We start from the raw sequence: 20,294 nt of genomic DNA, 5'->3' as shown, positions 1-20,294 counted from the left end.
CCGGGGTTTCCTGCATCACGCGCCCAACACCCGCAGGCCAGGACGTACGGCCGCCTTATCTAAAGCGCGTCAAACCGTGTACGAGACTAACAGCTGGTACGCCAAGGTCTGGTCAGGGCCTTTGCGTCGGCCTTTCGATACCCCGCAGCCGTAAGCCGTGAGGCGTAGAGTTCGTCGTGACTCGTTGCATTTGCTAAATAACTTGGGAGCAGCATGACACGCACTGACCAGGACAGCTGGGACCTGGCCTCGAGCGTCGGTGCCACGGCCACGATGGTCGCCGCGGCCCGCGCACTGGCCAGCGAGGCCGGCAACCCGATCATCAACGACCCGTTCGCCGCGCCCCTGGTGCGCGCCGTCGGTCTGGATTTCTTCCGGCGCCTGGTCGACGGTGAGGTCGCCGGGTCCGAGGGCTCCGAGGGTAGGGGCAAGGATCTGGGGCTGGAGACCGACTCCATCGCGGTGCGCACCCGCTTCTTCGACGACTTCTTCACGGGCGCCGCCCGCGACGGGGTCCGCCAGGCCGTGATCCTGGCGGCCGGCCTCGACGCCCGCGCCTACCGGCTGAGCTGGCCGCCCGGCTGCGTGGTCTACGAGGTCGACCAGCCGGCCGTCATCGAGTTCAAGAGCGCCACCATGTCCAGCCTGGCCGCCACGCCGACCGCCGAGCGGCGCACTGTCGGCGTCGACCTGCGCGACGACTGGCCGGCCGCGCTGCGCGCCAGCGGTTTTGACGCGACGCAACCGAGCTCGTGGAGCGCCGAGGGCCTGCTGATGTACCTGCCGCCCGAGGCCCAGGACCGGCTCTTCGACAACATCACCGAGCTCAGCGCCCCCGGCAGCGTGCTGGCCACCGAGTACCACCCCGCCGCCGCGGGCACGACGATGTCGCAGCGCGCCCAGGAATTCAACGACAGGTGGGCCAAAGTCGGCTGCGACATCGACCTGTCGGGCCTGTTCTTCGACGGCGAGCGCAGCAACGTCGTGGACTACCTGACCGGCAAGGGCTGGGAGGTGGCCGCCCGCCCGCGCCGCGAGCTGTTCGGCGACTACGGCCTGGAATTCCACGACGACGAGGCGACGGCGCAGTTCCGCAACATCGTCTCCGTCACCGCCACCCTGCGCTGAAAGCTCAGCGGGGGTTGGCCGCCGGCGCGCGCACGACCATGGGCACCGCGGGGAAACACCACGCCATCTCCGAGCGCGACTTGCGCAGCGCGGCGGTGCCGTAGCCCCGCTTGCGGTGATCGGGGTGGATCCAGATCCGGACGTCGACCTCGCCCCGGACCAGCTCGCCGAACACCATGCCGACCTTCTCGCCGGAGTCGATGGCCACGAACCACGCGGCCTCTTCGTCGGCGACGCGTGCCAGCGCGGCCTTGATCTCGTCGTCCACGTTGCCGGCGGGTCCACCGGAGCCGTCGCCGGCGAAGCCGATGTCCTCGGTGCGCACGGCGAAGATGTCGCGGTCGGCCGCGGCGGAGAAGGGCCGCAGCTCGAGCGTCTCGCCCAGGCTCGCCGGACGCTCGCCCAGGGTGAAGCTCAGCTGCTTGTTCAGGTCTTCGAGCTCGGCGAGGATCTTGCGGCGCGAGTCGACGGTGAGCTGATCGAACGACATGCCCATCACCGCTTCGGCGGCGACGTGGGAGGTGTCGAGCAGGCGGACGATCGCCTCCACCGCGGCCGCCTTGTTCTCCGATTCCACGACGACGTCGGCGATTTCGTGCCGTCGCTCAAGGGCTTTCAACAGTGCGTCCGCGATTTCGCGGCGGGCGGCTTTGCGGTCCTGGTCGGTCATTGCACCAGCCTAGAACGCCGGTGGTGTCACCGCGCTACATCTGCGGCTCCCCAGCTCCCCGAAGCGCTGATAGCGATCCTCGACCGCGCTCGCCCAGGCGGGATCTGGCTCGACGATGCGATCGATGCGGGCCCATCGGGCGGCATCGGCGATGGTCGTCTCCAGCCCAACCGCCATCCGCGCCAGAAATGCCGCTCCCAGCGCCGCCCCTTCCGCCACCCCGGAGACCTCGACCGGCCGCCCGGTGGCGTCGGCGATCGCCTGCAGCCACGGCGCGACTCGCGTGCCGCCGCCGGTGGCCACGATGCGCGACACCGGGGCGCCGCCGAGTTCGATGAGGCTGCGGACCACGAAGCCGGACGCCTCGTAGGCGGCGCGCCGCAGCGCGGCGGCGTCGTGGGTGAGATCCAGGGCCTCGAGCACGCCCCGGCGGTCCCGATCGTGAAACGGCGTGCGCTCACCGCGCAGGTAGGGCGCCCACACCGGAACGCGCCCTGGTTCCACATCGGTCGGATCCGCCGCTGCCACAACGCGATCCACCCAGCCCAGGAACAGCCCGCCCGCGTTGCTGGCACCGCCGATCTGGCTCTTGCCGGGCGTGGTGTGCGGAATGGTCCACAGGCCGGGCATCTGCCGCGCCTGCGAGATGGTGGTCCACACGATCAGCGTGGTGCCGCACATCACCAGTACGTCGCCGTCGTGGTCGGCGCCGGCGACGATCTGCTCGCACAGCGCGTCGATGGCGCCGGTGGCCAACGCGGCGTCGGTGCCGCGCACCTGCCCGACGACGGCTCCCATGCTCTCCACTCGGGGCATCTGTTCGACGGCCGCGCCGCGCTCGGCGCAGGCCTCGGCATTCCAGCCGGTCCCGTCGAACAGGGGGAACGCGGTGGCGGCGGTGGCGATGTCGATCACCGGCTGGCCCGCCAGCGCGTGGTTGGCCACCGCCGGCGCGGGCCAGTAGCCGGCCGCGCCCGGTGCGTGGGCGGCCGTCCAGCGCAGGAACTCCGCGGCCTCGCCGAGCGCGGGCAGCGGCTGCGCTTGTTGTTCCGGGCCGCCGGGCGCGCGGCCCCGGCCGTCGCCGTAGAGGAGCCCCGGGGTGATGGGCGTGGCGCTGTCGTCGACGGCGGTCATCGACGGCACCATCGCGGAGACGGCCGCCGCCGCGATGCCGGGCTGGTGGATCAGCTCGCCCAGGGCCGCCGACGGCCCACGGCGCCACGCCGCCTCGGCGTCGTGCTCCAGCTGGTCGGGCGCCGGCACCCGCAGCTCATGCGGGATGCGCACGCGGCCCGTCACGTTGCCGTCGGCGTCGGCGGCTATCGCCTTGACCGCGGTGCTGCCGACGTCGATGCCGATTGTGACGTCTTTGCGTGACACGGGCGTCACCGTACGCCAGCATTGGCACTCGTGACGTCTAAACCGCGCGCCTTGGTGACCGCCCCGCTGCGGGGGGCGGGCTTCGCCAAACTGCGTGAGCTGGCCGACGTCGTGTACGACCCCTGGATCGAGCAGACCCCGCTGCGCATCTACAGCCCCGAGCAGCTGGCCGAGCGAATCACCGCCGAATCCGCCGAAATCGTGGTGGTGGAAGGCGATTCGGTGCGCGGCCCGGTGTTCGGCCTCGGCGTGCGGGCGATCGCGTCCACCCGCGGCGACCCCAACAACGTCGACATCGCGGGCGCCACCGCGGCCGGCATCCCGGTGCTCAACACCCCGGCCCGCAACGCCGATGCCGTCGCCGAGATGACGGTGGCGCTGCTGCTGGCCGCCACCCGTCACGTGCTGAGCGCGGACGCGGATGTCCGCAGCGGCAACATCTTTCGGGACGGCAGCATCCCGTATCAGCGGTTTCGCGCGGCCGAGATCGCCGGCCTCACCGCGGGGCTGGTGGGCCTGGGCGCCGTCGGCCGGGCGACGCAATGGCGGTTGTCCGGACTGGGCCTGCGGGTCATCGCGCACGACCCCTACAACCCCGACGCCCGGCACAGCCTCAACGAGCTGCTGAGCGAGGCCGACGTGGTCTCGCTGCACGCCCCGGTCACCGACGACACCGCAGGCATGATCGGCGCGCGGGAGTTCGCCGCCATGCGCGACGGCGTGGTCTTCCTCAACACGGCGCGCGCCCAGCTGCACGACACCGATGCCCTGGTGGACGCCCTGGCCGCGGGCAAGGTGGGCGCCGCGGGGCTCGACCACTTCGCCGGCGAATGGCTGCCGGTCGATCACCCGCTGGTGGCGATGCCCAACGTGGTGCTGACGCCGCACATCGGGGGCGCCACCTTCGACACCGAGGCGCGGCAGGCGCAGATGGTGGCCGACGACCTGGAGGCGCTGCTGGCCGGCAAGGCGCCCGTTCACATCGTCAACCCGGAGGTGCTGGGGCCATGAAGTACGTCGACAACCCGGAAGCCGCGGTGCTGGACGCCGCCAAGGACATGCTGCGCCGCGGCCTGGTGGAGGGTACCGCGGGAAACATCTCGGCCCGCCGCGCCGACGGCAACGTCGTCATCACCCCGTCGTCGGTGGACTACCGCGACATGCAGCTCGACGATCTGGTGCTGATCGACGCGGACGGCTCGGTGCTGCAGGCGGCCGAGGGCCGCTCACCGTCGTCGGAGATGCAGCTGCACCTGGCCTGCTACCGGGCCTTTGACGACATCGGCAGCGTCATCCACAGCCATCCGGTGTGGGCGACCATGTTCGCCATCGCCCACGAAGCGATCCCGGCGTGCATCGACGAGTTCGCGGTGTACTGCGGCGGCGACGTCCGGTGCGCCGACTATGCCGCATCGGGCACGCCGGACGTCGGCACCAACGCCGTGAAGGCGCTCGAGGGACGCGGCGCCGCGCTGATCGCCAACCACGGCCTGGTGGCGGTGGGACCGCGGCCGGACAAGGTCCTGCACATCACCGCCCTGGTCGAGCGGACCGCCCAAATCGTCTGGGGCGCACGCGCACTCGGCGGCCCGGTGCCCATTCCCGAGGACGTCAACCGTAACTTCGCATCGGTGTACGGCTATCTGCGCGCCAACACGTGACGCGAACCTTACGGTGTGAGTCATGGCGCCATATCGCGTAGTCCAGTGGTCGACCGGCAACATCGGCAGTCGAGCGCTCGGCGTCCTGCTGGACCGCGGCGACTTCGACGTGGTGGGCGTTCACGCGTTCGGTTCGGACAAGGTGGGCCGCGATGTGGGTGTGTTGGCCGACCGAACCCCCATCGGTGTGCAGGCAACAGCGGACGCCGACGCGTTGATCGGGCTTCGGCCGGACTGTGTGAACTACATGCCCCGCGTCATCGACTACGAGCTGGTGATCAGGATGCTGCGCTGCGGCATCAACGTCGTCACGACGGGAGATTTCCTGACCGGCACCCATCACCCTGCCGAACTGCCGGCTCTCGAGGAGGCGGCGCAGCAGGGGCGGGCGACCTTTTTGGGCACGGGATTCGAGCCGGGCTTCATCAACGTCGTCGCCGGGTTCCTCACCGGTGCCTGCCGACGCGTCCGCAGCGTCAAGCTCGTCGAAACATTGGACTGCACAACCTATCCCGTAGAGGACGTGTGGAAGGCGCTCGGATTCGGCAAACCACCCCGTGAGCGGGTGACTTACCTCGACCCGGAGACGCAGCGATACGGTCTCGGCTACTTCGAGACGCTGGACATGATCGCAGCCATGCTGGGCACCGAGCTCGACGCCAAGGAGGCATTCGTCGAACCCGCCGTGCTGACAAGGGATTTGAATCTAGGCTGGGTAAACTATGCCGCCGGCACCGCCGGGGGCCAGCGGCGCACCTATCGCGGCTATCGTGGCGGCCGCCCGGTGGTCGAGTTGGCCATCTGCTGGACCATGAGCGACGACGCGCTCGACCCGAAATGGACCGACCCCAAGGGATTCAGTGTGGTGATCGACGGTGAACCACTCATCGACGCGACCATCCGGTTCGGCAGACCTGGCGAGGACGTGATGACCGTGTTGATGGACAGCACCGCCGTCGCGGCGGTCAACGCCATACCGTTCGTTTGTGACGCGCCGCCGGGTGTCATCACCCCGATCGACCTGCCGATCACCGGATCCCAAGGGGCACTTGCCTAGCGCTGGTCGATCCCCACCTTCACCGCGCCGCTGTCCCCCTGGTTCGCGATCGCCGAGAAGGCGTCCCGCCATTGCGCCAGCCCGAAGGTGTGGGTGAGCATGGGACGCACGTCCATCCGCCCGGCGGCGGCCAGGTCGAGGTAATGGGCGATGGCGTGCTTGCGCTGCCCGTCCACCTCTTCGACGCCGAACGCGTTCGAGCCGACGTACGAGATCTCCTTGAAGTAGAGCGGGCTGTCCTCCCACCGCCCGGGGGCGTGAACACCGGCCTTCACCAATGTCCCCCGCGATCGCAGGACCCGCACGCCGACTTCGAAAGTCTCGGGCTTGCCGACGGTGTCGTACACGACGTCGACCGCGCCGGGGTGAGCCATCGGCAATCCCTGCAACGGCTGGCGCAGCCGGCCACCGCCCCACGCGACCAATTCCTCGATGATGGCCAGGCGCGGTTCGTGCGCAAGGACTTTCGCGGCACCGAATCGGCGAGCCAACTCGGCCTGCGCGGCGAAGCGCGCCACCACCGCGACGGCCACGTCGGGATACAGCGCCCGCAGGATCGCGACCGCACACAACCCCAGCGAGCCGGCGCCGTACACCAGCGCGGCGCCGGAGCGGGGCGGCGGGTGGCGGGTGATCGCGTGCAGCGACACCGAGAACGGGTCGGCGAACACGGCCATCTCGTCGGGCATCGACTCCGGCACGGCGAACAGCATGCTGTCGTGGGCGGGCATCAGTTCGGCGTAGCCACCCGTCACGTCGGCCGAGACCCCGGTGTGAATGCCCGGCTTGATGTCGCCGTCGGCGAAACTCCAGCACAGGGTGTAATCACCGGCTTCGCATGCGGGACAGGGCGGTTGGATGCCGCGCGGCCCGCAGGACAGCCACGGGTTGAGCACTACTCGCTCGCCGACCTGCAGCCCTCGGGCCCTGGGGCCGAGCGCCACCACGTCGGCGACCACCTCGTGGCCCATGACTTGCGGGAACGAACAGAACGCCGCCATGGCGTTGTCGGTGTCGCCCTCGCCGAAGTCCATCAGGATCTGCTTGGAGTCCGACCCGCAGATCCCGGTCAGCCGCGGCCGGGTGATCACCCAGTCCTCATGCGGCAGTTCCGGATCCGGCAGATCGCGCAGGGCGGTCGGGGTTTGCGCCAGGTTCCGGGTCAACGCGTTGGCGTCGTCGGGGACCTCGAAAGGCTCCGGCGGCACGCCGTAGACGAGGGCCTTCACCGGGACGCCATCCCCGCCGCCCCGGCGATGAACGCATCCAGGTCGGCGTTCTTGGCGTCGATGACGGCCTTCATGTCGGGCACGTAGTGCTCGAAGCGCTCACTGCCCATGGCCTCGATGATGCCGTCGGCCACCACGTCCGCGGCCACCTTGGGTCCCTGGTAGAGCGGTTCCTCGCTGCCCGGGTGGTCCCATATCTCGGTGTCGACCGGGCCCGGCTCGATCAGCTTCACACGGATCGGTGTGCCGTGCAGATCGACGGCCATCGACTCGCTCCAGCCGCAGAGCGCGAATTTGCTTGCACAGTAAGCGGCTTCGTGGATTATGCCGAGCCGGCCGCCGACGCTGGACACGTTGACGATCATGCCCGATCCGCGTGTCAGCATCCGCGGCAACAGCGCCAGCGTCAGGCGCATCGGGGCGAAGAAGTTGACCCGCATGACGTCTTCGGCCTCGTCCGGGTCCAGTTCGACGACGCTGCGCCGCTTGGGCATCGCGGCGTTGTTGATCAGCACGTCGATGCCGCCGAGCGCATCCCAGGCCCGCAGCGCCAGGTCACCCAGCGCCGACGCGTCGGCCAGGTCGGCCACGAACATCGCCGATCCGGGTGAGGTGTGCCGGCAGTCGGCCAGCACCTCGCCCAGCCGGTCCCGCCGGCGCGCTATCAGCCCCACCACCGCGCCGCGGGTGGCCAGCTGCCGCGCCAGGGCCGCCCCCAATCCCGACGAGGCACCCGTGATGAGCACCCGCTTGCCAGCCGCCGCGTACGTCATCAGTAAAGGTTGCCGCTAAACGCGGGAAGCGTACAGTGGGGGAAGCTTGTTATATCGGCTAAATATTAGATTGACTATCTCCGATAGGGGCACAAACATGACTTCCACCAGGTACGAAGGCGACACCTGGGACCTGGCCTCCAGCGTCGGCGTGACCGCCACGATGGTCGCGGCGGCCCGCGCGATGGCCACCCGCGCCGAGCGCCCACTGATCGACGACCCGTTCGCCGAGCCGCTGGTCAAGCTGGTCGGCGTGGACCTGCTCTCCCGGCCGGCCAGCGGCGAGCTCGATCCCGCCGAGCTGAACGACGTGCACGACGGCGCCGCGGGGTCCGCCGGGGCGATGTCGCGGATGGCCGACAACATGGCGGTCCGCACCAAGTTCTTCGACGAGTTCTTCCTGGCCGCGACCAACGCGGGTATCAAGCAGGCGGTGATCCTGGCCTCCGGCCTGGACGCCCGCCCCTACCGGTTGGCGTGGCCGGCCGGAACGGTGGTCTACGAGGTCGACCAACCGCAGGTCATCGAATTCAAGACCCGCTCGCTGGCCGATCTGGGCGCCGCCCCCACCACCGAGCGCCGGGTGGTAGCCGTCGATCTGCGCGACGACTGGCCAACCGCGCTGCGCAACGCCGGCTTCGACCCGTCCCAGCCCACCGCCTGGAGCGCCGAGGGACTGCTGGGCTACTTGCCGCCCGAGGCGCAGGACCGCCTGCTGGACACCATCACCGAGCTCAGCGCGCCGGGCAGCCGGCTGGCCACCGAAAGCGCCCCCAACCCTGAGCCCGGCGACGAGGACAAGATGAAGGAGCGCATGCAGACGATCTCCGAGCGCTGGCGTGCGCACGGGTTCGAGCTGGACATGGCGGGCCTGGTCTACTTCGGCGACCGCAACGAGGCGGCTGGATACCTCGCCGATCGCGGGTGGCGGCTGAACAGCGCCAGCATCGCAGAACTGTTCGCGGCCAATGGACTTGACCCGCTCACCGACGACGACATGCGCATGAGCGAGATGCTGTACACCTGGGGGATCTATGAGTGAGGGACGCGCCGAGGGCGACAGCTGGGACCTGGCGTCCAGCGTGGGAGCGACGGCCACGATGGTCGCCGCATCCCGCGCCGTGGCGTCGCAGGGACCCAACCCGCTGCTTGACGATCAACTGGCCGATCCTCTGGTCCGCGCCGTCGGGTTGGACCCCTTCATCCGGATCATCGACGGTGAGGTCGATTTCGGCGACGACCCGCTGATGAACCGCAAGACCAGGGCCGAGCAGATCACGGTGCGCACCAGGTTTTTCGACGATTTCTTCGCCAACTCCGGTGTCCGCCAAGCGGTGATCCTCGCTTCCGGCCTGGACACCAGGGCCTACCGCTTGTCGTGGCCCGCGGGCACGGTGGTTTACGAGATCGACCAACCGCAGGTCATCGCGTTCAAGACCAATACGCTGGCCGGCCTCGGTGCCACCCCGACCGCCGAGCGCCGCACCATCGGCATCGACTTGCGCGACGACTGGCCAACCGCCCTGCGCGAGGGGGGATTCGATGTTTCCCAGCCGACCGCGTGGAGCGCAGAAGGGCTGCTGCCCTACCTGCCGCCCGACGCCCAGGACCGGCTGTTCGACAACATCACCGCGCTCAGCGCGCCGGGCAGCCGGCTGGCCACCGAACACGTGCCGGACCCCAATTCCTTCACCGACGAGCGCCTGCAGCGCATCACCGAGCGGTGGCGGCGTGCCGGGTTCGACCTCGATGCGGGTGACCTGTTCTACCGGGGCGATCGCAGCGTCGTCGTCGACTACCTGGCCGAGCACGGGTGGGATGTGAGGGCCCACGCCGTCAGGGAACTGTACGCGCGCAACGGCTTCGAATTCCCCGAAGAACTGGTCGCCGCCTTCGGCGACCTGAGCTACGTCGCCGCGACTCTCAAGTAGGGTTCCACCTATGTCACGCACTCACGACGATGAGTGGGATCTGGCGTCCAGCGTCGGCGCGACCGCGACCATGGTCGCCGCCGGGCGCGCGATGGCGACCAAGGATCCCCGCGGTTTGATCAACGATCCGTTCGCCGAGCCGCTGGTGCGTGCGGTCGGAGTGGAGTTCTTCACCAAGATGATGGACGGCGAACTCGATGTGGATGCCATCGAGAATGCCTCGCCGGTGCGTCTCCAATCGATGGTCGACGGAATAGCCGTGCGCACCAAGTACTTTGACGATTACTTCGTCGATTCCACGCGTGGCGGAGTGCGCCAGGTGGTGATCCTGGCCTCCGGCCTGGACTCGCGCGCCTACCGGTTGCCCTGGCCGGCCGGCACGGTGGTCTACGAGATCGACCAGCCGCGGGTGATCGAGTTCAAGAGCGCCACCCTGGCCGATGTGGGTGCCGAGCCGACGGCATCGCGGCGCACCATCCCCATCGATCTGCGCGCGGACTGGCCGGCCGCGCTGAAGGCGGCGGGATTCGACACGGCGGCGCCGACGGCCTGGCTGGCCGAGGGACTGCTGATCTATCTGCCACCGGAGGCCCAGGATCGGCTGTTCGACAACATCACCGCGCTCAGCGCACCCGGCAGCACCATCGCCACCGAATTCGTGCCGGGCATCGTGGATTTCGACGCGGAACGGGTGCGCGAGATGTCCGGGTCATTCCGGGAGCACGGTGTCGACATCGACATGGCGTCGCTCGTCTACGCCGGCGATCGCAACCACGTCGTCGACTACCTGTCCGGCATCGGATGGCAGGCGCAGGGCGTGACCCGCACGGAACTCTTTGGGCGCAGCGGCATCGAGGTGCCCGCGCCGGAGAACGACGATCCCCTCGGCGAGATCGTCTTCATCACCGCGAAGCTGACCGGGCCGCCCACGTCGGATTAGAGGCGCCCGGGTCCCAGCCAGAGCGCGCTGGCCCCGCTGTAGGACCTTTCGACGCTGTCCAGGATGCCGCCGATGGTGCGGCCCAGCACCGCGCCGAGCGCGTCGGGCAGCGACGCCGCGGCCGGCTGCGAGGAGGCCCGCGGCCGCAGCATGTCCAACAGCGATCCACCCGGGTAGGTCACGATGCGCACGTCGGTGTCCTCGTCCAGTCCGGCAAGGATTTTCGCCCGGCGCAGCGCGGTGCGGAAGCCGCCCAGTTCGTCGACCAGGCCCCGCTCGTGCGCGTCCGCGCCGGTCCACACCCGGCCACGGGCGACGCGTTCGACGGCCTCGGTGGTCAGGTTGCGACCGTCGGCGACGCGCTCCAGAAAGTCCGCGTACACCAAGTCGGCTTCGGCCTCGCGGTGGGCGCGCTGTTCCGGGGTGAACGGCGATTCGATCGACCAGGCGTCGGCATTGGCGTTGGTGCGCACGGTTTCCAGCCCGACGCCCAACCGCTCCAGCAGATCGCGAAGCACCAGCTTGCCGGTGAACACGCCGATCGAACCGGTGATGGTTGCGGGGCTGGCCACGATCGCGTCGGCGGCCACCGCGATGTAGTAGCCGCCGGATGCGGCGACAGCACCCATCGACGCCACCACAGGCTTGCCCCGCTTGCGCGCCCTTTTCACTTCGCGCCACAGGGTTTCCGATGCGGTGACCGAGCCCCCGGGACTGTTCACCCGCAGCACGATCGCCGACACCGAGTCGTCGGCGGCGGCTTCCCGCAGCGCCGCGGCGATGGTGTCGCCGCCGACAGCGGGGCTGGCGAACGGCAGGAACTGGGGTCCACCACGACCATCGACGATCTCGCCGTCGACGTTGATGACCGCCACCGTCGGCTTGGCGCGGCGCCCGGGAACCGACGGCACCGGCGGAGTCAGCCGTGACCGGGCCGTACCCGCGTAGCGCGACACGTACAGCCGTGGTGGTGTCGTATCGGAAACATCCTCCGCCCCAACCAGTTCCGCAATGCGCTCGAAGGCTTCGTCCCGGAAGCCGATCCGGTCGACCAGGCCTGAGGCCACGGCCTCCTCGCGCAACAACGGGGCACGATCGGCCAGCGCGTCGAGCGTGGCGGCGTCGAGCTTGCGTGATTTCGCGACCGCTTCCCACACCTGCTCTTGCACGCTGCGCAACATCCGCGTGACGGCCTCGCGGTGGGCCTCGGTGAATGTGTGCTCGGTGTAACGGTTTACCGCCGACTTGTATTCGCCGCGCGCGACGAATTGGGGTTCGATCCCTGCCTTGTCGAACGCGTCGCGCAGGAACGTGGCATTGCTTGCGAAGCCGATCAGGCCGACGCTTCCGGCCGGCTGCATCCAGACCTCACCGAAGGCCGAAGCCAGGTAGTACGACAGCGTGCCCGGGTAGGTCTCGGCCCAGGCCAGTGACGGCTTGGCGGCGGTGAAGGCGACGACCGCCTCGCGCAGCTCCTGCACCGCGGCCGCCGGCGACGCCGTGAGTTGCACACGGGCGATCAGCCCGGCGACCCGCGGGTCCTCGGCCGCCCGGTGGATGGCGGCCACCATGTCGCGCAGCGCCGTCGGCCTGCTCCCCCCGCTGATGAGGGCCAGGGGATCAAAGCCCGACGCCTCCGGCGGCATCGCGCGCAGGTCCAGTTCGAGCACGCAGCCGTTGGGCACGCCATGATGGCGGGCGGTATCGACCCGTCCGGCGAGGGCCCGAACCTCATCGACGCCGGGGATCGAAGGCAGGAAAGCAAACATGCCTGCAGACTACCGACGCACGGCCGTACGGTGGTCGGGTGAGCTTTGCCATCGCGATCCCGCAGTTCGACTACGACGGCTTCGACGGAGCGGGACTGCGCGCCTTTCTCGCGCGCGCCGAAGAGCTCGGATTCGAGGGCGGCTGGCTGCTCGAGCAGATCGTCGGGCCCGCACCGCTACTGGCGCCCCTGGAGCTGCTGGCGTACTGCGCGGCCTGCACCGAGCGGCTGCGGCTGGGCGTCGCGGTGATGGTGACCTCGTTGCACGACCCGCTGCAGTTGGCGTCGGCGGCGACCGCGGTCGACCGACTGAGCCACGGCCGGCTCGACCTCGGTGTCGCACCCGGCGGTGGCAGGCGGAAATTCGCCGCCTTCGGCGTCGAGAAGGACACCTTCATCTCGTATTTCACCGAGGGCCTGGAGCTGATGAAGGCGGCGTGGTCCGACGAGCCGCGGGTGACGTTTCACGGTCGCTTCCGCGACGTCGACGACCTGCCCATCCAGCCCAAGCCGGTACAGCGGCCGCACCCGCCGATCTGGTTCGGGGGCCTCGCCCCGAAAGCCCTTGCCCGCGCGGTGCGCCACGGCGACTCGTTCCTGGGCGCCGGCTCGTCGACCACCGAGGCGTTCGCCGGGGCGGTGACCGTGGTGCGCCGCGAGCTCGACGAGCAACGGAAGGATGCCGCGAATTTCACCATCGGCAAACGGGTCTACCTGATGGTCGACGACGACGCCGCGCGGGCGCGGGAGCGAGTGCTCGACGGGCTGGACCGCATCTACGGACGCATGCCCGGCGTGCAGGACGTACCGGTGTCCGGCACCCCCGATGACGTGGTGCGCGGGTTGCGTGAGGTCATCGACGCCGGAGCGCAAATGGTGCTGCTCAATCCCGTCGGCAAAGACACGGGAGAGAACCGCGAGCAGATGGAACGCCTTGCCGCGGAAGTGATTCCGCAGCTGAGCTAGCTAGGACAGCTCGGTCGCCGAACCGCCTGCGGCGGTGATCTTCTCGCGCGCACTGCCGCTGAACTTGTGCGCCGTCACCTCGACCTTGACCGTCAGCTTGCCGTCGCCGAGAACCTTGACCAGGGAGTTGCGGCGAACCGCGCCCTTGGCCACCAACTCGTCCACACCGATCGAACCACCTTGCGGGAAAAGCCGATTGAGGTCGCCGACGTTGACGATCTCGTACTCGGTGCGGAACCGGTTGCGGAAGCCCTTGAGCTTGGGCAGCCGCATGTGGATCGGCATCTGGCCACCCTCGAAGGTCGCCGGCACGTTCTTGCGTGCCTTGGTGCCCTTGGTACCGCGACCGGCGGTCTTGCCCTTGGAACCCTCACCGCGACCGACCCGGGTGCGGGCGGTCTTCGAACCGCGCGCGGGCTTGAGATCGTGCAGCTTGATCGTCATTTCTTGCTACCTCCGGTGCCCGTGGCCTTCGCCTCGGCCGGCTCCACCTCGACGAGGTGGCTGACCACCGCGATCAGGCCGCGGGTCTGCGCGTTGTCCTCGCGGATCACCGAGTGGCGAATCCGCCGCAGACCCAGGGTGCGCAGGGACTCGCGCTGCTTCCAGCGGGCCCCGATGGTGCTGCGCACCTGGGTGATCTTCAGTTGACTGCTCATGGTTGTGCCCCCGAAGTCTGGGCCTCTCGTGCGGCCGCACTGGCCATCGCGTCACTTTCGCGGCGCGCCTTGAGCATTCCGGCCGGCGCAACGTCCTCGATGGGCAGGCCGCGCCGAGCGGCCACCTCCTCGGGACGCTGCAGCAGCTTCAGCGCGGCGACGGTCGCGTGCACCACGTTGATCGCGTTGTCACTACCCAGCGACTTCGCCAGGATGTCGTGCACGCCGGCGCATTCCAGCACCGCGCGCGCCGCGCCACCGGCGATCACACCGGTACCCGGGCTGGCCGGGCGCAGCAGCACCACGCCGGCGGCCGCCTCACCCTGCACCGGGTGGGTGATGGTCCCGCGGATCAGCGGCACCCGGAAGAAGCCCTTGCGGGCCTCCTCGACGCCCTTGGCGATGGCCGCGGGAACTTCCTTGGCCTTGCCGTAGCCGACACCGACCATGCCGTGGCCGTCGCCGACGATCACCAATGCGGTGAAGCTGAAACGTCGACCACCCTTGACCACCTTGGAGACACGGTTGATCGCGACAACCCGCTCCAGATAGTTGCTCTTGTCGCCGTCGCGGTCGCGGCCGCCACGACCGCCGTCGCCACGGCGACCGCGGCTGTCGCGGTCACCGCGCGAGTCACGGCTGTCGCCGGCGCCCTGTCCGCCGGTCGGCTGCTCCGCCATTATGCGGTCCTTCCAGTCGTGTTCAAGCTGTTGTCCATCAGAATTGCAATCCGTTCTCGCGTGCGGCATCGGCCAGTGCCGCGATCCGTCCGCCGTAGGTGTATCCGCCACGGTCGAAGACCACGCTGTCGATGCCGGCGGCCTTCGCGCGCTCGGCAATCAGCTGGCCCACCCGCACGCTGCGGGCTTTCTTGTCCCCCTGCAGGCTGCGCACGTCGTCCTCGATCGACGACGCGGCGGCGACCGTGGTCCCGTTCTCGTCGTTGACCAGTTGCACGTGAATGTGTCGCGAGGACCGGTTGATCACCAGCCGCGGCCGCTGCGGGGTACCTGCGAGCTTCTTGCGCAGCCGCGCGTGCCTGCGCAGCCGAGAGACGCGCCGGGTCGCGGAAACGCTCTGCCCCACCGGCTTTCGCGCGGCGGTGTCAGCTTTTGTTTGCGCCATGATCACTTACCTGTCTTTCCGACCTTGCGGCGGATCTGCTCACCCTCGTAGCGCACACCCTTGCCCTTGTACGGGTCGGGGCGGCGCAGACGGCGGATGTTCGCCGAGATCTGGCCGACCTTCTGCTTGTCGATCCCGGTGATGGAGAACTTCGTCGGCGACTGCACTGCGAACGTGATGCCGTCCGGAGCCTCGATCACCACGGGGTGGCTGTAGCCCAGCGCGAACTCGAGGTTGGAGCCCTTGAGCTGCACGCGGTAACCCACGCCGAAGATCTCCATCTTGGTGGTGTATCCCTCGGTCACGCCGGTGACCAGGTTGGACACCAGGGTGCGCGACAGTCCGTGCAGCGAGCGGTTGCGCCGCTCGTCGTTCGGACGGGCGACCACGATCGCGCCATCGTCGTTGCGCGACACGGTGATCGGCTCGGCCACCGTCAGATCCAGGACACCCTTGGGCCCCTTCACCGAAACCTTCTGACCATCGATCGTCACGTCGACTCCGGACGGAACCGGAACCGGCTGCTTACCAATGCGAGACATAGTGTTTCGTTACCTCCCCGCCCTTACCAGACGTACGCGAGGACTTCGCCGCCCACGCCCTGTCGGGCTGCCTGGCGGTCGGTCAGCAGGCCCGAGGAAGTGGAGATGATCGCCACACCCAGGCCACCGAGCACGCGCGGCAGATTGGTGGATTTCGCGTACACCCGCAAACCGGGCTTGGACACGCGGCGCAGGCCGGCGATGCTGCGCTCCCGGCTCGGCCCGTACTTGAGCTGGACAACCAGCGACTTGCCGACTCGAGCATCCTCGGTCCGGTAATCGGTGATGTAGCCCTCGCTCTTGAGGATCTGGGCGATGTTCGCCTTGAGCTTCGAGTGCGGCAGCGTCACCTCGTCGTGATACGCCGAATTGGCGTTGCGCAGACGTGTCAAGAAGTCTGCGATCGGGTCCGTCATCGTCATGACAGCGTTGGTACCTTCCTCGCGATGGTTCCCGGTCCGGGCCTGTCGCGCACCTTTTCTGGGTTGGTCTTGGGGGTTAGGGCTGTTACCAGCTGCTCTTCTGCACGCCGGGCAGTTCGCCCGCGTGTGCCATCTCGCGCAGGCAGATCCGGCACAGGCCGAACTTGCGGAAGACCGCGCGCGGGCGGCCGCACTTGTTGCAACGCGTGTAGCCGCGCACCGCGAACTTCGGCTTGCGCGCGGCCTTGTTGACCAGTGCCTTCTTTGCCATCTACTCAGTTCTCCTTGAACGGAAAGCCGAGAGCCCGCAACAGCGCTCGCCCTTCGTCGTCATTCGTCGCCGAGGTGACGACGTTGATGTCCATGCCGCGGACCCGGTCGATCTTGTCCACGTCGATCTCGTGGAACACCGACTGCTCGGCGAGCCCGAAGGTGTAGTTGCCGACGCCGTCGAACTGCTTGGGCGACAGCCCGCGGAAGTCGCGGATACGGGGCAGCGCGATCGAGGTGAGCCGGTCGAGGAACTCCCACATCCGGTCCCCGCGCAGGGTGACCCGCGCACCGATCGGCATGCCCTCGCGCAGCTTGAACTGCGCGATGGACTTGCGCGCGCGACGGATCTCGGGGCGTTGCCCGGTGATCAGACTCAGGTCGCTGACCGCGCCGTTGATCAACTTCGCGTCCCGCGCCGCATCGCCGACACCCATGTTGACGACGACCTTGGTCACCGTCGGGATCTGCATGACGTTGGCGTAGCCGAACTGCTGCTGCAGCGAATCACGAATCTCGCTGCGGTAGCGCTCTTTCAGGCGCGGCTGAACTTTCTCTGCAGTGCTCATCAGATGTCCTTGCCGTTGCGCTTGGAGATACGAACCCGCTTGCCGGTCTCCTCGTCGACCCGGTAACCGACGCGGGCGGGCTTACCGTCCGAGTCGACGACCATCACGTTGGAGACGTGGATGGGGGCTTCCTGGGTGACGATGCCGCCCGACTGCGCTCCGCGCTGGTTGGTCGAAATCGCGGTGTGCTTCTTGATCCGGTTGACGCCCTCGACCAGCACTCGGTCGCGTTCCGGGTAAGCCTGCAACACCTTGCCTTTGGCGCCCTTGTCCTTGCCGGCGATGACCAGGACGGTGTCGCCTTTACGGACCTTCATTTACAAAACCTCCGGGGCAAGCGAGATGATCTTCATGAACCGCTTTTCGCGCAGTTCGCGGCCCACCGGCCCGAAGATGCGCGTCCCGCGCGGGTCGTTGTCGGGCTTGATGATCACCGCGGCGTTCTCGTCGAACTTGATGTAGCTGCCGTCGGGACGACGGCGCTCCTTGACCGTGCGCACCACGACGGCCTTGACGACATCCCCACGCTTGACGTTGCCACCGGGAATGGCGTCCTTGACGGTGGCGACGATGACATCACCGATGCCGGCGTAGCGTCGCGACGAACCGCCGAGCACACGGATGCACAAGATCTCCTTGGCGCCGGTGTTGTCGGCGACCTTCAGCCGCGATTCCTGCTGAATCACTCGATCTCCTGACCTGGTTGCGTGTGCACGGCAGGAGAACCCACCTGGGTGAGCATTCGGCGGGCATGACCCACCAAAAACCTGACGTGCGCGGTCTTTGTCACCGAAGGGCACGCGGGGCCGATTCGCACCGGCCGAGGTCTGCCCAAGGCAACCCCTAGAGTCTAGGGGACGACCAGCTCAGAGCCAAATTCTGCGCGAAGACGAGCGAGACGCGGAGCGTCTTCGGCTACTGAAGGCTTCAAATCGCCGAGGAATCCCTCCGCTGCACGCTCTTGAACTGCGGAAACGCCTGCTGGGCCGCCTACTGAGAACTAGACTTCCGCAATGTTCTCCGAGACGCGGTATGCGATGAATGGGGACCTGCGCGTCGCCTACCGCGCGTCGCGTGAAGGTTCTCGAGACATCGTGGTCGTCCCGAACTGGTTCACGTGCTGCGAGCTTCTTCCGGAGCTACCGTCCGTTCAAGGATGGGTCGAGGCCATGACGTCGCTCGGGCGACTGATCTTTTTGGACCAGCCGGGCACGGGAGCGTCTGATCCGGTCACGCCGGGAGCCCTTCCGACTTTGGAGCAGTGGGCCGACAGCATCACCGCCGTATTGGACGAGCTCGGAAGTCGCGAAGCGGTCCTCGTCACCTTCGATGGCTCGTTCGCGACGGGGGCGCTGTTCGCGGCATCACATCCGTCCCGCACCAGCGCGCTCGTCGTGCTTGAGGGCTACGCCATTCCGCAGGCCGAATTGACGACTGAAGCGCCCGCGGCCGAAGAAATCATTGCCGCCGTGGTCGCCATGTGGGGCACGGGAGAACTCGAGCATGTGCTTAATCCGGATATGCCGTGGAATGAGGAGATCCGGGCAGCGTGGGCCCGATACGAACGCTTGGCGGCGAGCCCAGCGACCGTCGCCCTCATGCAGCCGCTGCTGGCTGAAATGGACGTGCGGGCGGTGCTTCCGACAATCCGCGTGCCGACTCTCGTCGTGCACCACGCCGACGACCCGATCGCCCTGCCGGTTCTAGGGAAGGACGTCGCCGATCGCATATCGGGCGCGACATACGTTGAGCTGCCTGGACGCAACTCGTATCACTTCGTCGAACCGTGGCGCGAATGCTTCCAGGTGATCGCCGAGTTCCTCACCGGCGAGCAGGCCGACGTGGCCGATGACCGGGTTCTCGCCACGGTGTTGTTCACCGACATCGTGGATTCGACGCGGCGCGCGGCCGATATGGGTGATCGGGACTGGCGTGCGTTGCTCGACGCACACGACGCGATCGTGCGCTCGCAGCTGTCCCGCTTCCGGGGCCGCGAGGTGAACACGTCGGGTGACGGCTTCCTCGCGATGTTTGACGGCCCGCAGCGAGCGATCCGCTGCGCCTTGGCAATTCGTGACGCGGTGCAGGCGCTGGGCATCCAGGTGCGCGCCGGGCTGCACACCGGCGAGTGCGAGGTCCGCGGCGACGACATCGGCGGGATCGGCGTGCACATCGGCGCGCGGGTGAGCGCCCTGGCCGGGCCGAACGACGTGCTGGTCTCCAGCACACTGCGCGACTTAGTGATCGGCTCAGGGCTCGAGTTCGAGGAACGCGGCGCTCACCAGCTCAAGGGCGTGCCCGGCGAGTGGCGTCTGTTCGCCGTCGCCTCTGGGTAAAAGGTTGCGCGCCAATCAGAATGGCGGCGGGTCGTCGTCCCCTTCGGCCGGAGGTGCGGGGCCGAAGTAGGCGGCCTCACGTTCTCGGCGTTTCGGTAGGCGGGCATGGTGGTTTTGCCGCCGTTCGGTGGCGACGCGATGGGCGCGGTTTTGCGCGCGGGTGGTGCGACGTTTGGGCATCATCGCGGTGCGCTCGGCGCAGTAATCGGGGGATGGGTCGGCCTCGGCGGCGGGTATCGCGCCGGTGGCCAGGCACAGGCTGGGAAACAGCAGCGCGCTGCCCGGAGTGGTGACATACGTATGTCCGGCCGGCGAGGTCAAGATCAGCGTGCCGTCGGGCAGCTGCTGGTCGCGCCACCCCCAAAACGTTTTCACCAAATGATGTGTGCGGCATAAGCACTTGAGATTCGAGGCGTGCGTGGGCCCGCCGGCGGCGTACGGAATCGTATGGTCAAGGTCGCAGTCGGACGCCGGGCGATCACACCCGGGCCAGCGACACGTCAAATCCCGGCACCGCACGAAATCGGCCAACGCCCTCGACGGCACATAACCAGACTCCGGGCCGGCATCACCGGGATGGACCAGCGGCACCACCTTGGCCGAGGCGCCCAACTCGGCTATCAACTCCGGCGCGATCAACCCCTCAGCACCCATTTCGACCGCCGGTGCCCGGCCATCACCTAGCGTGGGACGCTCGGCGATCACATGGACCACCACCGGGCTCGACGCGGGCCGCTTCCCCGCGGCGCACTCCGATCGCCCGCACCGACAGCCCAACCGGTCCGCCCCGGCCGCCAGCGCGCCCAACGCATCGGCGCGGCGCTGCTCGTGGGTACGCGGATCGTGCTCACACACCGTGCCCGCCAGG

General features: G+C 68.4%; 25 protein-coding genes. 9 read left to right on the top strand and 16 right to left on the bottom strand.

What is annotated here, in order from left to right; genetic code table 11:
- The first annotated feature begins 213 nt into the window (after positions 1-213).
- The gene (locus tag AC5Y4T_RS13075) at positions 214-1,128 is read left to right on the top strand and encodes a class I SAM-dependent methyltransferase (RefSeq protein WP_499953539.1); all 915 of its coding nucleotides are present in this window, start codon (positions 214-216) and stop codon (positions 1,126-1,128) included.
- Positions 1,129-1,132: 4 nt separating this feature from the next.
- Here the strand turns inward: AC5Y4T_RS13075 and AC5Y4T_RS13070 are convergent, their stop codons facing one another.
- Both AC5Y4T_RS13070 and AC5Y4T_RS13065 read right to left on the bottom strand, forming a co-directional pair.
- The gene (locus AC5Y4T_RS13070; RefSeq protein WP_499920683.1) at positions 1,133-1,798 is read right to left on the bottom strand and encodes a GNAT family N-acetyltransferase; all 666 of its coding nucleotides are present in this window, start codon (positions 1,796-1,798) and stop codon (positions 1,133-1,135) included.
- A gap of 9 nt (positions 1,799-1,807) precedes the next feature.
- Positions 1,808-3,178: a xylulokinase gene (locus AC5Y4T_RS13065; RefSeq protein WP_499953537.1), complete on the bottom strand. Its 1,371-nt coding sequence runs from the start codon at positions 3,176-3,178 to the stop codon at positions 1,808-1,810.
- Between the two features lie 30 nt (positions 3,179-3,208).
- Here AC5Y4T_RS13065 and AC5Y4T_RS13060 point away from each other — a divergent pair, with 30 nt between their 5' ends.
- The 3 genes from AC5Y4T_RS13060 to AC5Y4T_RS13050 are packed head-to-tail and all read left to right on the top strand — an operon-like array spanning position 3,209 to position 5,896.
- Entirely contained in the window at positions 3,209-4,189 is a 981-nt protein-coding gene (locus AC5Y4T_RS13060; protein WP_499953535.1) for an NAD(P)-dependent oxidoreductase, read from the top strand.
- Positions 4,186-4,839 (top strand): L-fuculose-phosphate aldolase, encoded by a 654-nt coding sequence (locus AC5Y4T_RS13055; protein ID WP_499920689.1) that lies wholly within the window; start codon positions 4,186-4,188, stop codon positions 4,837-4,839. The genes AC5Y4T_RS13060 and AC5Y4T_RS13055 overlap by 4 nt, the downstream gene beginning before the upstream one ends.
- Before the next feature lie 22 nt (positions 4,840-4,861).
- A complete protein-coding gene (locus AC5Y4T_RS13050; protein ID WP_499953533.1) occupies positions 4,862-5,896 on the top strand; it encodes an NAD(P)H-dependent amine dehydrogenase family protein in 1,035 nt (344 codons plus the stop codon).
- Here the strand turns inward: AC5Y4T_RS13050 and AC5Y4T_RS13045 are convergent.
- Both AC5Y4T_RS13045 and AC5Y4T_RS13040 read right to left on the bottom strand, forming a co-directional pair.
- A complete protein-coding gene (locus AC5Y4T_RS13045) occupies positions 5,893-7,125 on the bottom strand; it encodes a zinc-dependent alcohol dehydrogenase (protein ID WP_499953531.1) in 1,233 nt (410 codons plus the stop codon). The genes AC5Y4T_RS13050 and AC5Y4T_RS13045 overlap by 4 nt on opposite strands.
- On the bottom strand, positions 7,122-7,898 hold the full coding sequence (locus AC5Y4T_RS13040; protein WP_499953529.1) for an SDR family NAD(P)-dependent oxidoreductase: 777 nt from the start codon (positions 7,896-7,898) through the stop codon (positions 7,122-7,124). The genes AC5Y4T_RS13045 and AC5Y4T_RS13040 overlap by 4 nt, the downstream gene beginning before the upstream one ends.
- A 97-nt stretch (positions 7,899-7,995) precedes the next feature.
- Here AC5Y4T_RS13040 and AC5Y4T_RS13035 point away from each other — a divergent pair, with 97 nt between their 5' ends.
- From AC5Y4T_RS13035 to AC5Y4T_RS13025, 3 genes are read left to right on the top strand one after another with little or no spacing between them, the layout of a single operon-like run.
- Positions 7,996-8,940, top strand: coding sequence for a class I SAM-dependent methyltransferase (locus AC5Y4T_RS13035; protein WP_499953527.1), 945 nt, complete (start codon positions 7,996-7,998; stop codon positions 8,938-8,940).
- Positions 8,933-9,829 carry a class I SAM-dependent methyltransferase gene (locus AC5Y4T_RS13030; protein ID WP_499953525.1) on the top strand — a complete coding sequence of 299 codons (897 nt, stop codon included), beginning with the start codon at positions 8,933-8,935 and terminating at the stop codon, positions 9,827-9,829. The genes AC5Y4T_RS13035 and AC5Y4T_RS13030 overlap by 8 nt, the downstream gene beginning before the upstream one ends.
- Before the next feature lie 10 nt (positions 9,830-9,839).
- Positions 9,840-10,769, top strand: a complete 930-nt coding sequence (locus tag AC5Y4T_RS13025) for a class I SAM-dependent methyltransferase (protein WP_499953522.1) — start codon at positions 9,840-9,842, stop codon at positions 10,767-10,769.
- Here the strand turns inward: AC5Y4T_RS13025 and sppA are convergent.
- Entirely contained in the window at positions 10,766-12,538 is a 1,773-nt protein-coding gene (gene sppA, locus AC5Y4T_RS13020) for a signal peptide peptidase SppA (protein WP_499953520.1), read from the bottom strand. The two genes, AC5Y4T_RS13025 and sppA, sit on opposite strands and share 4 nt — an antisense overlap.
- Positions 12,539-12,576: 38 nt before the next feature.
- Between sppA and AC5Y4T_RS13015 the strand changes: the two genes are divergently transcribed.
- Positions 12,577-13,503, top strand: a complete 927-nt coding sequence (locus AC5Y4T_RS13015; protein ID WP_499953517.1) for an LLM class flavin-dependent oxidoreductase — start codon at positions 12,577-12,579, stop codon at positions 13,501-13,503.
- On the opposite strand, the gene rplO is transcribed toward AC5Y4T_RS13015, so the two are convergent.
- The 10 genes from rplO to rplN all read right to left on the bottom strand — a co-directional run bounded on the left by rplO (position 13,504) and on the right by rplN (position 17,776).
- Positions 13,504-13,947 (bottom strand): 50S ribosomal protein L15, encoded by a 444-nt coding sequence (rplO, locus tag AC5Y4T_RS13010; RefSeq protein ID WP_064950241.1) that lies wholly within the window; start codon positions 13,945-13,947, stop codon positions 13,504-13,506.
- Positions 13,944-14,162 (bottom strand): 50S ribosomal protein L30, encoded by a 219-nt coding sequence (rpmD, locus tag AC5Y4T_RS13005; RefSeq protein ID WP_499920710.1) that lies wholly within the window; start codon positions 14,160-14,162, stop codon positions 13,944-13,946. Before rpmD ends, rplO begins: the two co-directional genes overlap by 4 nt.
- Positions 14,159-14,842, bottom strand: a complete 684-nt coding sequence (gene rpsE, locus AC5Y4T_RS13000; RefSeq protein WP_067346345.1) for a 30S ribosomal protein S5 — start codon at positions 14,840-14,842, stop codon at positions 14,159-14,161. Before rpsE ends, rpmD begins: the two co-directional genes overlap by 4 nt.
- A gap of 37 nt (positions 14,843-14,879) precedes the next feature.
- Positions 14,880-15,248, bottom strand: a complete 369-nt coding sequence (gene rplR, locus AC5Y4T_RS12995) for a 50S ribosomal protein L18 (protein ID WP_499920786.1) — start codon at positions 15,246-15,248, stop codon at positions 14,880-14,882.
- Between the two features lie 41 nt (positions 15,249-15,289).
- Positions 15,290-15,829, bottom strand: a complete 540-nt coding sequence (rplF, locus tag AC5Y4T_RS12990; RefSeq protein WP_499953515.1) for a 50S ribosomal protein L6 — start codon at positions 15,827-15,829, stop codon at positions 15,290-15,292.
- A 23-nt stretch (positions 15,830-15,852) separates the two neighbouring features.
- Positions 15,853-16,251, bottom strand: coding sequence for a 30S ribosomal protein S8 (rpsH, locus tag AC5Y4T_RS12985; RefSeq protein ID WP_406817042.1), 399 nt, complete (start codon positions 16,249-16,251; stop codon positions 15,853-15,855).
- A gap of 85 nt (positions 16,252-16,336) precedes the next feature.
- Entirely contained in the window at positions 16,337-16,522 is a 186-nt protein-coding gene (locus AC5Y4T_RS12980; RefSeq protein ID WP_003873499.1) for a type Z 30S ribosomal protein S14, read from the bottom strand.
- Between the two features lie 4 nt (positions 16,523-16,526).
- Positions 16,527-17,090, bottom strand: coding sequence for a 50S ribosomal protein L5 (gene rplE, locus AC5Y4T_RS12975; RefSeq protein WP_067122532.1), 564 nt, complete (start codon positions 17,088-17,090; stop codon positions 16,527-16,529).
- Positions 17,090-17,407, bottom strand: a complete 318-nt coding sequence (rplX, locus tag AC5Y4T_RS12970) for a 50S ribosomal protein L24 (protein WP_066999320.1) — start codon at positions 17,405-17,407, stop codon at positions 17,090-17,092. The genes rplE and rplX overlap by 1 nt, the downstream gene beginning before the upstream one ends.
- Entirely contained in the window at positions 17,408-17,776 is a 369-nt protein-coding gene (rplN, locus tag AC5Y4T_RS12965) for a 50S ribosomal protein L14 (RefSeq protein WP_003403649.1), read from the bottom strand.
- A 327-nt stretch (positions 17,777-18,103) separates the two neighbouring features.
- On the opposite strand from rplN, the gene AC5Y4T_RS12960 reads away from it, so the two are divergent.
- Positions 18,104-19,426, top strand: a complete 1,323-nt coding sequence (locus tag AC5Y4T_RS12960; protein ID WP_499953513.1) for an adenylate/guanylate cyclase domain-containing protein — start codon at positions 18,104-18,106, stop codon at positions 19,424-19,426.
- A gap of 15 nt (positions 19,427-19,441) precedes the next feature.
- Here AC5Y4T_RS12960 and AC5Y4T_RS12955 read toward each other — a convergent pair.
- A partial coding sequence (locus AC5Y4T_RS12955) for an HNH endonuclease signature motif containing protein (protein ID WP_499953511.1) occupies positions 19,442-20,294 on the bottom strand: 853 nt, incomplete at its 5' end.

The organism is Mycobacterium sp. NGS11, assembly GCF_059813315.1.
The sequence above is the reverse complement of the archived record's forward strand: the minus strand, read 5'-3'. Positions and strand labels throughout refer to the sequence as shown.

Bases quoted from the DNA above. Each gene is read 5' to 3' on its own strand.
- AC5Y4T_RS13075 (WP_499953539.1), top strand. From the start codon at position 214: ATGACACGCACTGACCAGGACAGCTGGGACCTGGCCTCGAGCGTCGGT.
- AC5Y4T_RS13070 (WP_499920683.1), bottom strand. From the start codon at position 1,798: ATGACCGACCAGGACCGCAAAGCCGCCCGCCGCGAAATCGCGGACGCA.
- AC5Y4T_RS13055 (WP_499920689.1), top strand. From the start codon at position 4,186: ATGAAGTACGTCGACAACCCGGAAGCCGCGGTGCTGGACGCCGCCAAG.
- AC5Y4T_RS13050 (WP_499953533.1), top strand. From the start codon at position 4,862: ATGGCGCCATATCGCGTAGTCCAGTGGTCGACCGGCAACATCGGCAGT.
- AC5Y4T_RS13040 (WP_499953529.1), bottom strand. From the start codon at position 7,898: ATGACGTACGCGGCGGCTGGCAAGCGGGTGCTCATCACGGGTGCCTCG.
- AC5Y4T_RS13035 (WP_499953527.1), top strand. From the start codon at position 7,996: ATGACTTCCACCAGGTACGAAGGCGACACCTGGGACCTGGCCTCCAGC.
- AC5Y4T_RS13030 (WP_499953525.1), top strand. From the start codon at position 8,933: ATGAGTGAGGGACGCGCCGAGGGCGACAGCTGGGACCTGGCGTCCAGC.
- AC5Y4T_RS13025 (WP_499953522.1), top strand. From the start codon at position 9,840: ATGTCACGCACTCACGACGATGAGTGGGATCTGGCGTCCAGCGTCGGC.
- sppA (WP_499953520.1), bottom strand. From the start codon at position 12,538: ATGTTTGCTTTCCTGCCTTCGATCCCCGGCGTCGATGAGGTTCGGGCC.
- rplO (WP_064950241.1), bottom strand. From the start codon at position 13,947: ATGACGATCAAGCTGCACGATCTCAAGCCCGCGCGCGGTTCGAAGACC.
- rpmD (WP_499920710.1), bottom strand. From the start codon at position 14,162: ATGAGCAGTCAACTGAAGATCACCCAGGTGCGCAGCACCATCGGGGCC.
- rpsE (WP_067346345.1), bottom strand. From the start codon at position 14,842: ATGGCGGAGCAGCCGACCGGCGGACAGGGCGCCGGCGACAGCCGTGAC.
- rplF (WP_499953515.1), bottom strand. From the start codon at position 15,829: ATGTCTCGCATTGGTAAGCAGCCGGTTCCGGTTCCGTCCGGAGTCGAC.
- rpsH (WP_406817042.1), bottom strand. From the start codon at position 16,251: ATGACGATGACGGACCCGATCGCAGACTTCTTGACACGTCTGCGCAAC.
- AC5Y4T_RS12980 (WP_003873499.1), bottom strand. From the start codon at position 16,522: ATGGCAAAGAAGGCACTGGTCAACAAGGCCGCGCGCAAGCCGAAGTTC.
- rplE (WP_067122532.1), bottom strand. From the start codon at position 17,090: ATGAGCACTGCAGAGAAAGTTCAGCCGCGCCTGAAAGAGCGCTACCGC.
- rplX (WP_066999320.1), bottom strand. From the start codon at position 17,407: ATGAAGGTCCGTAAAGGCGACACCGTCCTGGTCATCGCCGGCAAGGAC.
- AC5Y4T_RS12960 (WP_499953513.1), top strand. From the start codon at position 18,104: ATGTTCTCCGAGACGCGGTATGCGATGAATGGGGACCTGCGCGTCGCC.